Here is a 12,335-nt window from a genome sequence, read left to right as displayed (position 1 = left end):
CGTCGCGCCGAGGGGGTCGACGAACGGTGTCGCGGTGCGGAGCCGGCGGGGCGACTGCGGTGCGGCGGCCATCGGGTGGGTCAGCGCGTCCTGGCGGGGCGGCGGCGGTGACGGCGAACGAGCTGCGACTGCAGGTCGACCAGAGGTTCGCCCTCCGGCCCTGTGGCACGCACCCAGGTGTCGTCCTGCTGCAGGTGCCAGGAGGCTGACTCGTCCGACATCGACTCGTCGATCAGCTCGAGGAGCTCGAGGATCTGGCTCTCGTCGCTGATGCGCACCAGCGCCTCGACGCGACGGTCGAGGTTGCGGTGCATGAGGTCGGCCGAGCCGATGAACACCTCCGGCCCGGTCTCCGGCCCCTCGCCGATCGCGGGTCCGGCGGAGTTGGCGAAGGCGAAGATCCGCGAGTGCTCCAGGAACCGGCCCAGGATGGAGCGCACCCGGATGTTCTCGCTCAGCCCGGGGACCCCGGGCCGCAGGGCGCAGATGCCGCGCACCACGAGGTCGACCTTCGCCCCGGCCTGCGACGCCCGGTAGAGCGCGTCGATGGTGGCCTCGTCGACGGCGGAGTTGACCTTCATCTTGACCCACGCCTCGTGGCCGGCGGCGGCGGCTGCGGCCTCGCGGTCGATGCGCTCGATCAGCCCGGACCGTACCGTGCGGGGCGCGACCAGCAGGCGGTGGAACCGGGACCGGGGCGCGTAGCCGGACAGCTGGTTGAACAGGCGGGTGAGGTCCTGGCCGACGTCGGGGTCGCAGGTCAGCAGGCCGTGGTCGGTGTACAGCCGGGCCGTCTTCGGGTGGTAGTTGCCCGTGCCCACGTGGCAGTAGCGGCGCAGCCCGTCGGACTCCTGGCGTACCACCAGCGAGAGCTTGCAGTGGGTCTTGAGGCCGACGATGCCGTAGACGACGTGCACGCCGGCCTGCTCGAGCTTGCGGGCCCAGGAGATGTTCGCCTGCTCGTCGAACCGTGCCTTGATCTCCACCAGCGCGAGCACCTGCTTGCCTGCCTCGGCGGCGTCGATCAGGGCGTCGACGATGGGGGAGTCGCCCGAGGTCCGGTACAGCGTCTGCTTGATCGCCAGGACCTTGGGGTCGGCGGCAGCCTGCTCGAGGAACGTCTGCACGGAGGTGGAGAACGAGTCGTACGGGTGGTGCAGCAGCACGTCGCGCTCGCGGATGGCGGCGAAGACGTCGCCCGGCATCGCGGACTCGACCTCGGCGAGCTGGCGGTGGGTGGTGGGGATGAACGGCGGGTAGTGCAGCTCGGCCCGGTCGATGTCCGCGATGACGTTCAGGCCGGTGAGGTCCAGCGGGCCGTCCAGCTCGTAGACCTCCTCCTCGACGACGCCGAGCTCGCGGACCAGCAGCTCCCGGATGCGCGACGAGATCCCGCCGGCGAGCTCGAGCCGGACCGGCGGGCCGAACCGGCGGCGCAGCAGCTCCTTCTCCATGGCCTGCAGAAGGTTCTCGGCGTCGTCCTCCTCCACCTCCACGTCCTCGTTGCGCGTGACGCGGAAGGTGTGGTGCTCGCGCACCTCCATCCCGGGGAAGAGGTGGTCCAGGTGCTGGGCGATCACTTCCTCGAGCGGCACGAACGACTTCTGCGTGCCGCCGGCCTGCGTCGGTGTGGGCGCGCTCGGGCGGCCGCGGTCGTCGACGGCGATGAAGCGGGGCAGCAGCGGCGGCACCTTGACGCGGGCGAAGTGCTCCTTGCCGGTCAGCGGGTTCATCACCACGACCGCGAGGTTGAGCGAGAGACCCGAGATGTACGGGAACGGGTGCGCCGGGTCGACGGCCAGGGGGGTGAGCACCGGGAAGATGTGCTTGCGGAAGAACTTGTGCAGCCGCTGCTGCTCCTTGTCAAGCAGCTCGTCCCAGTGCACGATCGTGATGCCCTCGGTGGCGAGCGCCGGCTGCACGTCGCTGCGGAACACGGCGGCGTGCCGCTCCATCAGTCGGTGGGCGTTCTCACCGATGCCCTGGAGCACCTCGCGGGGGTTGAGTCCCGAGGCCGCGGTGACGGCGATGCCGGTGGCGATGCGCCGCTTCAGGCCCGCCACCCGGACCATGAAGAACTCGTCGAGGTTCGAGGCGAAGATCGCCAGGAACCGGACCCGCTCGAGCAGGGGCAGCGACGAGTCCTCGGCCAGCTCCAGCACGCGCTCGTTGAAGGCCAACCAGCTGAGCTCGCGGTCGGCGAACCGGTCGGCCGGGAGCTCGATCGGCTCCGGCGGGACGATCTGGACCTGGTCGGTCGTGTCCCCCGAGTCCTCGGCGATGTGCTCGGCGATGTGGGCGGCGAGCTGGGGGTCCATGCGTGGCGGTCCTGCCTTCGCGGTCGTGCGTGTCTCGGAGGTGCTGGCGGTGGCCGCGGCGACGAACCGCCCGCGGGAGTCACGCCGGGCCGTACGCGGGCTGGACGCAGTCATGAGCCCATGTTGGCATCGTTTGACGAACGGTGGGTGACGGAGGACTCAGGCGGGCGCGTACTGGACGTCGATCGCGGCCCGCTCGAAGCCTGCTCGCTCGTAGGTGGCGAGCGCCGCGGGGTTGTCGCCGTCGACGTAGAGCACGGCCCGCGTGCAGCCCACGGCCGCCAGGTGGTGCAGTCCCGCCGCGGTGAGCAGCGCACCGAGGCCGCGGCCCTGCGCGGCCGGGTCGACGCCGACGGCGTAGATCTCGCCGTCACGCGAACCCTCCGGCTGGTCGGTGGGCACCTTCGTCCAGATGGAGCCGGCGAGGTGCCCGTCGGGGCCCTCCAGGAGCCGGAAGCCCTCGGCGTCGAACCACGGCTCGGCGATCCGGGCGTGCAGGTCGTGCACGGTGAGGCGGCCCTGCTCGGGGTGGTCGGCGAAGGCCCGGGCGTTGAGCGCGACCCAGGCGTCGTCGTCGGACCCGGCCCGGAAGTTGCGCAGCCGGTAGCCCTGGGGTGGCGTCGGCACGGCCGGGGCGTCGTCGAGCGGGAGCGCGAGGAAGAGGAGCTCGCGCACGCTCGTGTATCCGCGGGCGGCGGCGAAGGCCTGGGCGGCGGGCAGGTCGCCGTGCGCCCAGACGCGCAACGCCTTGCCCCGCTGGTCGGGTGCGCCGGACCGGTCGGGCAGGCGGGCGTCGCGCTCGGCCGTGCGCAGCAGGACGGAGCCGATGCCGGTGCGGCGGTGGTCGGGGTGGACGACGAGCTCGGCGCTCGCGACGTCGCCGCCACGGTCCACCTGCAGGTAGCCCGTGGTGGCTCCGGTCCGGGTCTGCACCCGGACGTGCGTGAGGTCCGGGTCGTCGTCCCCGAGGCGCAGCAAGGGCTGCTCCGAGAGCGGGGCCACGCCGTCGTGAGCCCCGGCGGCGGCGGCCAGGTCGCGCACGGCGTCCTGCGACGCGGCGGTCAGCGGGAGGATCTCGATCGGGAAGGGGAAGCGCACAAGACCATTGTCCATGCCGGGGCAGGGGGCGGTCAGCCCCCCGCCCCGGTGGACCGGTGTGTCAGTCCTCCGACGGCTTGGCCAGGCCCGCCTGGATGAGGTTCATGACCGAGGAGTCGGCCAGCGTCGTGGCGTCGCCGACCTCGCGGTTCTCCGCCACGTCGCGCAGGAGACGGCGCATGATCTTGCCCGAGCGGGTCTTCGGCAGCTCGGCCACCACGAGGATCCGCTTCGGCTTGGCGATCGGGCCGATCTCCTGGGCGACGTGGTCGCGCAGGGTCTTCTCGATGCGGGCGGACCCCTCGTCCGTGGCCGCCTCGTCGGCGTGCTCGCCTCGCAGGATGACGAACGCGACCACTGCCTGGCCCGACACCTCGTCCGCGGCGCCGACGACGGCTGCCTCCGCGACGAGCTCGTTCGACACGAGGGCGGACTCGATCTCGGTGGTGGACAGCCGGTGCCCCGAGACGTTCATGACGTCGTCGACGCGGCCGAGCAGCCAGATGTCGCCGTCGTCGTCCTTCTTGGCGCCGTCGCCCGCGAAGTAGATGCCGGGGAACCGCGACCAGTAGGTGTCCTTGAACCGCTGCAGGTCGCCCCAGATGCCGCGCAGCATGGCCGGCCAGGGTTCCGAGAGCACGAGGTACCCGCCGCCGCCGTCCGGCACGGGGCGCGCCTCGTCGTCGACGACCGTGGCGGCGATCCCGGGCAGGGGCACCTGGGCAGAGCCGGGCTTGGCCGCGGTGACGCCGGGCAGCGGGGAGATCATGATGGCGCCGGTCTCCGTCTGCCACCAGGTGTCCACGACCGGGGTCTTGTCCGACCCGATGACGCGGCGGTACCACATCCACGCCTCGGGGTTGATGGGTTCGCCCACCGAGCCGAGCACGCGCAGGGAGGAGAGGTCGAACTCCGCGGGGATCTCCTCGCCCCACTTCATGCAGGCGCGGATGGCCGTGGGCGCGGTGTAGAAGATGGAGACGCCGTACTTCTGGATGATCTCCCACCAGCGGCCGCGGTGCGGGGTGTCCGGGGTGCCCTCGTAGATCACCTGGGTGGCGCCGTTGAGCAGCGGGCCGTAGACGATGTACGAGTGGCCGGTGACCCAGCCGATGTCGGCGGTGCACCAGTAGACGTCCGAGTCCGCCTTGAGGTCGAACACGTGCTTGTGCGTGAACGCCGTCTGCGTGAGGTAGCCGCCGGTGGTGTGCAGGATGCCCTTCGGCTTCCCGGTGGTGCCGGAGGTGTACAGGATGAACAGGGGGTGCTCGGCGTCGACCCAGGCGGGCTCGTGGAACGTGTCGGCGGCCTCGACGGCGTCGTGCCACCAGACGTCGCGCCCCTCCGTCCACTCGACGTCCTGCTCGGTGCGTCGCACCACGAGCACGTGCTCGACGGTGGTGGCCGGTTCGCCGTCCTTGGGGGCGAGCGCCGCGTCGACGGCGGGCTTCAGTGCGCTGGGCGCCCCGCGGCGGTGCCCGCCGTCGGCGGTGATGACGAGCTTGGCGCCGGCGTCGGCGATGCGGCTGCGCAGCGCGTCGGCGCTGAACCCGCCGAAGACGACGGAGTGCGCGGCTCCCAGGCGGGCGCACGCGAGCATCGCGACGACGGACTCGACGAGCATCGGCAGGTAGATGACGACGCGGTCGCCGGACTCGACGCCCAGCGCGGCGAGGGCGTTGGCCGCGCGGGACACCTCGCGCTGCAGGTCGGCGTAGGTGATGGTGCGGGTGTCGCCGGGCTCGCCCTCGAAGTGGATGGCGACGCGGTCGCCGAGCCCGGCCTCGACGTGGCGGTCGACGGCGTTGTACGCGGCGTTGAGGGTGCCGTCGGCGAACCACTTCGCGACGGGGGCTTCGGACCAGTCGAGCGTCTGGGTGAAAGGTGTCTTCCAGGAGACGAGCTCGCGGGCCTGCCGGGCCCAGAACTCCACGCCGTCGGCGGCGGCCTCGTCGTACATCGAGGCCTGGGCGTTGGCCTGGTCGGCGAACTCCGGACTCGGCGGGAACGCGCGGGTCTCGTGGAGCAGGTTCTCGAGGCTCGGGCTGGTGGCTTGGCTGTCGGTCACTGGGTTCCTCCGCGTCGTCGCGTTCCGTCCGTGAGGGGCGTCCGAGGGCCGCCCTGTGGGGAGTGTAGACCCGCGTCGTGGTGCAGATCACGCCCCGCGGAGGCAATAGTAAGGGAAGCGGACTTACTGCTCCCGCCGATGCTCCCGCGCCGCTCCCGGGCGAGCGGTCGCTCTGCCCTCCCGAGCGGTCGCAGCCCGTTGCCGAGCGGTCCGACGCACGAGGGCGGCGCCCGGGTTCCTTCCACCGAGCGCCGCTCGCGCCGGACGGTTCGCGGGTAGCAGGCGCGTGGTCCTCGCGTCGTCGTACCGGGTCAAGCCCGCTCGACGAGTCCTCAGTGGACTGTCTGTGCGTGGGTCCCGTGCCCCGTCCTGTGAGCACCATGGAACGCCTGGCTGCGGGTGCCCGCAAGAGGAGCGGGTTGTCCGGTCCGACGGCGCCACCGCCGCCACAGAGCCCAGGTGAGCCCGGCGAGAGCGAGCGTCCCGACGACGGCGAGCACCGGCGTCGGGCGGATCGTGGGACGCAGCGCGACAGGCCTGGTGAAGGTGAGCGTGCCCCAGCCGTTCTGCGCGGCGAGCCGGCGCAGGGTGCGGTCGGGGTTGACGGCGAACCCGTGCCCGACCGCGGCGAGCATCGGGGCGTCCGTGATCGAGTCGGAGTAGGCGTAGCAGCGTTGCAGGTCGTAACCGCGCGCGGCCGCCAGCTCGGTGATGGCCGTGGCCTTGTTCTCCCCGTAGGCGTAGAAGTCGATCTCGCCGGTGAAGCGGCCGTCGGCGACCGCCATCCGGGTCGCCACGACGTGGTCCGCCCCGAGCATCGCCGCGATCGGTTCCACCAGCTCGGTGCCCGACGCCGAGACCACCACGACGTCGTGGCCCATCGCGTGGTGCTCCGCGATGAGGTCGACGGCCTCCGCGTAGACGTAGGGGTCGATGTGCTCGTGGAGCGTCTCGGCGACGATCTGCTCGACCTTGGCGACGTCCCACCCGGTGGCGAGCTCGGACAGGTGCTGGCGCATGCGCTCGGTCTGGGCGGCGTCGGCGCTGCTCGCCATGTACAGGAAGTGCGCGTAGGCGCTGCGCAGCACGTCGCCACGGGTGATGAGCCCGCCCGCGAAGAAGGGGCGGGAGAACGCGGCGGTCGAGCTCGTGGCGATGACGGTCTTGTCCAGGTCGAAGAACGCCGCGACCCGGTGCCCTGCTCGTGACCGCACCCGCCCGTGCGGCGGCGGGGGCGTTCCCGGCGACGAGGTGATCACCCGACAGAGCCTATGGCCTGTGACGCCGATCTCGATGGATCCCCCGGCCTCGAGCCGGGACTGCGTGCACAGGTATTGTGCATTAAAGGCGTGCACACTTATTCTGCACGCATGGATGCGAACCCTGAGCAGCCCTGGTCCCGCCTCGACCTCACCGCCGAGTCCGTCAAGGTCCTGGCCCACCCGCTGCGCTCCCGGCTGCTGAGCGCCCTGCGGCGCGGCGGACCGGCGTCGGCCACGGCGCTCGCCGCCGAGCTCTCGACCAACACGGGCGCCACCAGCTACCACCTGCGCAAGCTCGAGTCCGTCGGGCTCGTGGAGGACACCGGCGCGGGCCGCGGCAAGGAACGCATCTGGCAGGCCGCGACCGAGAGCCACGCCTGGTCCGCCGCGGACTTCGCCGAGGACGAGGACGCCCGCACCGCGCTCGGCTGGCTGGTGCGCGACTACCACCGGCAGTTCGACGTCGCGTACTCCCGCTGGCTCGACGTCGCCGACTCCTGGCCGACGCCCTGGCAGGAGGTCTCCGGGATGGGTGACGCCTGGGTCGAGGTGACGCCCGACCAGGCACGCCAGATGCAGGCCGAGCTCGACGCCGTCGTCGCCCGGTACGTCCGCGCCGGTGCGGACGACCCCAGCGCGCGGCGCCTGCACCTGTACATGACGTCGTTCCCGCTCGAGCCGGACGACGTCCCCGACGCCGAGGGCACCGGCTCATGACGGTGCTCACGCCGTCCGCCGCGCGCCGGGTCTTCCTGCTGCTGAGCGCCACCCGCTGGTTCCCCGTGGGTCTCGTCGTCGCGGCGACGACCCTGCTCCCGGTCGAGCGCGGGCTCACCGTGACGCAGACCCTGACGCTCGCGTCGATCACCGGGATCGTCGTGTTCGCCCTCGAGCTGCCCACCGGTGGCACGGCCGACGCGTTCGGTCGCAAGCCGGTGCTCGTCACCGCCGCAGCGACGCAGGTGGTCGCGGCGACGGCGTTCGCGGTGGCGGGCACCTTCTGGCAGTTCGCGGTCGCGGCCGCCGCCCTGGGCGCCTCCCGTGCGCTGGACTCCGGCCCGCTCGAAGCATGGTTCGTGGACGCCGTGCACGCGACCAGCCCGGGTGCCGACGTCGACCGGACCCTCGCGCGGCACGGCGTCGTCGTCGGCCTGTCCGTCGCGGCCGGCGCGCTCGTCTCGGGCGGCCTCGTGTGGTGGCACCCGGTGACGCTCTGGTCCGCGCTCACGCTGCCGTACGTGGTCTACGCCGGCCTCGCCGTCGTCCACCTCGTGGCGCTGTGCGTCCTGCTCCGGGAGGTCCGCGCGGTGCCCGACGACGGCGCGGGACGTGGGGGAGCGGCCCGCCGGACGCCCGCCGTCGTCGCCGACGGGCTGCGGCTCGCCGCGACCAACCGGGTGCTGCTGGGCCTGCTCCTCGTCGAGGTGTTCTGGTCGACGGCGATGGTCGTCTTCGAGTCCCTGCAGCCGATCCGCCTCGCCGAGCTCGTCGGCAGCGGGGCGCGAGCCGGCGCCATCATGGGCCCGACGGCGTCCGTGGGGTGGGGCGTGTTCGCGCTCGGCGCGGCGCTCGCCGGCCTGGCCTCGAAGCGCGTCGGGGTGGCGCGTGCAGCCATGGCGGCCCGCGTCCTCAACGGGCTCGGCGCGGTGTGGATGGGAGTGGTGGCCGGGCCGGCGGCTCTGGTGGCGGCCTACCTCGTCACCTACGGCCTGCATGGTGCGGCCGGACCCCTGTACAACACGCTGCTGCACCGGGAGGCCGCGTCCCGCAACCGGTCGACCGTGCTCTCCCTGGCCTCGATGACGGCGTTCGCCACCTACGCGGTCGCGTCCCCCGTGCTGGGCTGGACGGCGGACGTCACCTCCACCGGCGCGGCGATGGTGATCGGCGGCGCGGTGAGCGTGCTCGGCGTCTTCTGCTTCCTGCCTGCCCTGCGTCGTGAGCGCGAGCTGCGGCGCGCCGGGAAGGTCGCCGTGAGCGTGTAGCCCGCCTGGAAGCCGCCCCCAGAGCACCGCCTCCACCGCCGGGCTCGTGCAGCCGACGGCACAGCCCCGGCCCGCACCAGGGTGGCGCCATGGACCACGCCACCGAACCACCCGCCGCCGTGCAGCGAGGACCGGCCCGCCTGACCGCCGTCGTCGGCGCGTGCGGCGGTGCCGGGACCAGCGTCCTCGCGGCGGCGCTCGCACGTGCCCTGCGACGGCGGGCCGGTGCTGCCGCCCTCGTGGACCTCGACGTCCCCGGGGCGGGGCTCGACGTGCTGCTCGGCGTCGAGGCCGACCCCGGCGCCCGCTGGCCCGAGCTGGCCGACGCCCGGGGCAGCCTCGACGCCGACGGGCTCGTCGCCGCGCTGCCGCGCTGGCGCGCCGTGCCGCTGCTCTCCGGCAGCCGGGAAGGAGCCGCCCACGGCGTGCCGGAGGACGCCGTGGTGCTGGATGTGGCGACGGCCCTGCTGCGCGCCGGCCACCGGGTGGTGCTCGACCTGCCGCGTCCGTCCGGCTGGGGCGAGGCGAGCCGGTCCCTCGTCACCGCCGCCGACGCCGTGCTCCTCGTCGTCCCGCTCACGGCACCAGCCGTCGCCGGGGCCCTGGCCACCCTCGGGGTGCTCGACGCGCTCGGCGCCGGCCCCGTGCACCTCGTGCCGCGCCGCCCCGCCCCCGGCCGGGTCGACACGGCCGGGGTCGAGCGGGCGCTCGGCCGCCGTGCCGCCGTCACCGTCGGCTGGGACGGTCGCCTGGCCGCGGCCGTCGAACGCGGCGACGGACCCCGCAGCGGCCGTCGCAGCCCGCTGGGCGTCGCCGCCGAACGGCTCGTGGAGGCGCTCGTCCGACCGAACGGCGGACCTTCCGGGACGGCCCCCGCCGCCGCGAGCACCGTGGCCGTCGCATGAGCACCGGAGCGTCGCCCCGCGGGCGGTCCGCCGTGCTCGACCCCACGCTGCTGGACGGTCTGCGCGCACGGCTCGGTGCGGCGCCCGGGGCGGCCGGCCCGCCCGACGACGACGCCGTCGCCGACGCGCTGCGGGCCAGCGGCCGCGTCCTCGGCTCCGACGCGCTCGCCGACCTCACCCGCGCCGCCCGGGCAGAGCTGTCCGGCGCCGGCCCGCTGCAGCCGCTCCTGGAGGAGCCCGGCGTGACCGACGTCCTCGTCAACGGTCCCGACGACGTCTGGGTCGATCGCGGCGACGGGCTGCGGCGCAGCGACGTCCGCCTGCCGGGCGCCGCGGACGTCCGGGCGCTCGCGGTCCGCATGGCCGCCGTCGCCGGCGCCCGGCTCGACGACGCCAGCCCCGTGGTGGACGCACGCCTCCCGGACGGGACCCGCCTGCACGCCGCGGTCGAGCCGATCGCACCGGCGGGTGCCGTGATCGCGCTCCGCGTGCTGCGCCAGGCCGTCCTCGACCTGCCGGCGCTCACCGCCCGTGGTGCTGTGCCCGCCGCCTGGGGCTCGCTCCTGGCCGGTCTGGTCGGCGGTCGCGCGAACCTGCTGGTCACCGGGGGCACCGGAACGGGCAAGACGACCCTGCTCGCCGCGCTGCTCGGCCTGGTGCCGCCGGGCGAACGCCTGGTCACGGTGGAGGAGGCCCGCGAGCTCGCGCCCGTCCACCCCCACGTGGTGGCGCTCGCGGCCCGCCGGGCGAACGTGGAGGGCTCGGGCGAGGTCACCCTGACCGACCTCGTCCACGGTGCACTGCGGATGCGGCCCGACCGGATCGTGCTCGGCGAGTGCCGCGGCGCCGAGGTGCGCGAGCTGCTGCTCGCCCTCAACACCGGGCACGACGGCGGGATGGCCACGGTGCACGCGAACGCGGCCGAGCACGTCCCGGCCCGCCTCGAGGCCCTCGCCGCGCTCGCCGGGATGCCGCGTGCCGCCGTCGCCGCGCAGGCAGCCGCTGCCCTCGACGTGGTGCTGCACCTGCGCCGCCGCCGCGGGGTGCGGCACCTCGCTCAGGTCGCGGTGGTGCGCAGCGCCGCTCCCGGTGAGCTGGAGGTCCGGCCGGTGGCGACGTGGGGCGGTCCGGGTGGAGGCGACCCGGTGCCCGGACCCGGCTGGGACGACCTGCTGAGGCGGTGGGAACCGTGCTGAGCGCGTGGCTGGCCGGCCTGTGCGTGGCGTGCGCGGCATGGTGCGTGGCGGCGCCGGGCGGCCGCCCAGCCACGGCCGTCGTGCATCCTCCCCGCGGACGACGCGTCCGGGGCGGGCGCGGCCCCGCGGGCTGGTGGCGTCGGCTGACGCGGCAGCCAGAGACCGCTCCGGACCAGGTCCGGCTCGCCGTCGCCCAGGTAGGAGCACTGCTGCGCTCCGGAGCATCACCGGCACGCGCCTGGTCGCGGGCGCTCGGGGTGCCGGTCGACGCCGAGGGCGTCCCCGACCGTGAGGCGCTGGCCGCTGCCGTCGGCGGCGCCCGGCCCGCACGCGCCGTCGTCGCCGCCGCCCGGCTCGCCCGCGACGTCGGCGCACCGTTGGGCGGGGTGCTGGAGGCCGTCGGGGCCGCGCTCGTCGCGCAGGCCGAGGCGGACGCGGAACGGGAGGCGTCCCTCGCCGGGCCGCAGGCCACCGCGCGCGTCCTGCTGTGGCTGCCGGCGCTCGGCGTGGTGCTCGGGACAGCCCTCGGAGCCGACCCGCTCGCCACGGCCACCGACGGCGGGCTGGGCACGGCCGCCGTCCTGCTCGGCGTGCTCGCCCTCCTCGCCGGCCGTGCCTGGACCCGGCGGCTGGTGGCCGCGGCCCGGACGGCGGGGGCCGAGCCGTGAACGCCGTGGCCGCGCTCGCCGTCGGCCCCGACCTCGCCGGTCTGAGCCCCGCCGGTCTGAGCCCCGCCGGTCTGAGCCCTGCCGCCGTGGGCGGTCTGGTCGCGCTCGTGGCTTTCGCCGGCCTGTCGCCGTGGCGCTGGGCGGCGCGCGCCGCACGCCGCCGGGTGGCGGGCCTCGTCACACCCGGCGACCGGGCCGCGGACCACGCCGGCCGAGAGGCGGGGCAGGCGTCCGCCGCGCTGGACGTGCCGTGCCTGCTCGAGCTGGTCGCCGCGGCCGTGCGGTCCGGTGCGGGCGTCCCGCGGGCGCTGGAGGCGGTGGGTGCCGCCGTCGGTGGGCCGGACGGCCGTGCCCTCGGACGGGTCGCCGCGGCGCTCCGGCTCGGGGCCGGATGGGACGCGGCATGGACCGGGGCGTGCGACGTCCCCGCCCGATCAGGGCGACAGGACGCGGCGTGGGCCGGGGCGTGCGACGTCCCCGCCCGATCAGGGCGGGACGCGGTCGCTCCACGGCTCGACGTGCTGCGGCGTGCGCTCCGCGGCGCGTGGGCCGAGGGCGCGGCGCCGGGCGAGTCGCTGCGGGCCGCCGGTGCCGAGCACCGGCACGAACGCCAGGCTGCCGCGCGGACGGCTGCCGCGCGCCTGGCCGTCCGGCTCGTCCTGCCCCTCGGCCTGTGCTACCTGCCGGCCTTCGTGCTCGTCGGGCTCGTGCCCGTGCTGCTCGCGCTCGGTGTGGACCTGTTGTCCGGCTGAGCGTGCCCGCCCCGGCCCGACGGCCGGGGCGGAGATCGCCCTCGGTCGGCCGACCGAGGGCACGGAACCGGGCGGGAGCCCGG

At 74.8% G+C, this 12,335-nt stretch carries 10 protein-coding genes; 6 read left to right on the top strand and 4 right to left on the bottom strand.

Annotated features, from left to right (window positions below):
- Window positions 1-80: 80 nt before the first annotated feature.
- The 4 genes from ACH5HR_RS05105 to ACH5HR_RS05090 all read right to left on the bottom strand — a co-directional run bounded on the left by ACH5HR_RS05105 (window position 81) and on the right by ACH5HR_RS05090 (window position 6,743).
- Window positions 81-2,318 (bottom strand): RNA degradosome polyphosphate kinase, encoded by a 2,238-nt coding sequence (locus tag ACH5HR_RS05105; RefSeq protein WP_402373944.1) that lies wholly within the window; start codon window positions 2,316-2,318, stop codon window positions 81-83.
- A gap of 159 nt (window positions 2,319-2,477) precedes the next feature.
- Entirely contained in the window at window positions 2,478-3,416 is a 939-nt protein-coding gene (gene mshD / locus ACH5HR_RS05100; protein ID WP_416476595.1) for a mycothiol synthase, read from the bottom strand.
- Between the two features lie 61 nt (window positions 3,417-3,477).
- Window positions 3,478-5,484 carry an acetate--CoA ligase gene (gene acs / locus ACH5HR_RS05095; RefSeq protein WP_416476594.1) on the bottom strand — a complete coding sequence of 669 codons (2,007 nt, stop codon included), beginning with the start codon at window positions 5,482-5,484 and terminating at the stop codon, window positions 3,478-3,480.
- A 332-nt stretch (window positions 5,485-5,816) separates the two neighbouring features.
- Window positions 5,817-6,743, bottom strand: a complete 927-nt coding sequence (locus ACH5HR_RS05090) for an HAD family hydrolase (protein ID WP_416476593.1) — start codon at window positions 6,741-6,743, stop codon at window positions 5,817-5,819.
- A 111-nt stretch (window positions 6,744-6,854) separates the two neighbouring features.
- Between ACH5HR_RS05090 and ACH5HR_RS05085 the strand changes: the two genes are divergently transcribed.
- The 6 genes from ACH5HR_RS05085 to ACH5HR_RS05060 all read left to right on the top strand — a co-directional run bounded on the left by ACH5HR_RS05085 (window position 6,855) and on the right by ACH5HR_RS05060 (window position 12,252).
- A complete protein-coding gene (locus tag ACH5HR_RS05085) occupies window positions 6,855-7,463 on the top strand; it encodes an ArsR/SmtB family transcription factor (protein ID WP_416476592.1) in 609 nt (202 codons plus the stop codon).
- On the top strand, window positions 7,460-8,731 hold the full coding sequence (locus ACH5HR_RS05080) for an MFS transporter (protein ID WP_416476591.1): 1,272 nt from the start codon (window positions 7,460-7,462) through the stop codon (window positions 8,729-8,731). The genes ACH5HR_RS05085 and ACH5HR_RS05080 overlap by 4 nt, the downstream gene beginning before the upstream one ends.
- 89 nt (window positions 8,732-8,820) lie before the next feature.
- The gene (locus tag ACH5HR_RS05075; RefSeq protein ID WP_416476590.1) at window positions 8,821-9,636 is read left to right on the top strand and encodes a CpaE-like family protein; all 816 of its coding nucleotides are present in this window, start codon (window positions 8,821-8,823) and stop codon (window positions 9,634-9,636) included.
- A complete protein-coding gene (locus tag ACH5HR_RS05070; RefSeq protein ID WP_402373714.1) occupies window positions 9,633-10,832 on the top strand; it encodes a TadA family conjugal transfer-associated ATPase in 1,200 nt (399 codons plus the stop codon). The genes ACH5HR_RS05075 and ACH5HR_RS05070 overlap by 4 nt, the downstream gene beginning before the upstream one ends.
- Complete coding sequence (locus ACH5HR_RS05065) at window positions 10,817-11,500, top strand: hypothetical protein (protein ID WP_416476589.1); 684 nt, start codon at window positions 10,817-10,819, stop codon at window positions 11,498-11,500. Before ACH5HR_RS05070 ends, ACH5HR_RS05065 begins: the two co-directional genes overlap by 16 nt.
- Window positions 11,497-12,252 (top strand): type II secretion system F family protein, encoded by a 756-nt coding sequence (locus tag ACH5HR_RS05060; protein WP_416476588.1) that lies wholly within the window; start codon window positions 11,497-11,499, stop codon window positions 12,250-12,252. Before ACH5HR_RS05065 ends, ACH5HR_RS05060 begins: the two co-directional genes overlap by 4 nt.
- Window positions 12,253-12,335 lie beyond the last annotated feature (83 nt).

Origin of the sequence: Isoptericola maris, assembly GCF_048065335.1 — a bacterium.
GTDB classification, from domain to species: domain Bacteria; phylum Actinomycetota; class Actinomycetes; order Actinomycetales; family Cellulomonadaceae; genus Isoptericola; species Isoptericola rhizosphaerae.
This window is presented reverse-complemented; position numbering and strand designations above follow the sequence as displayed.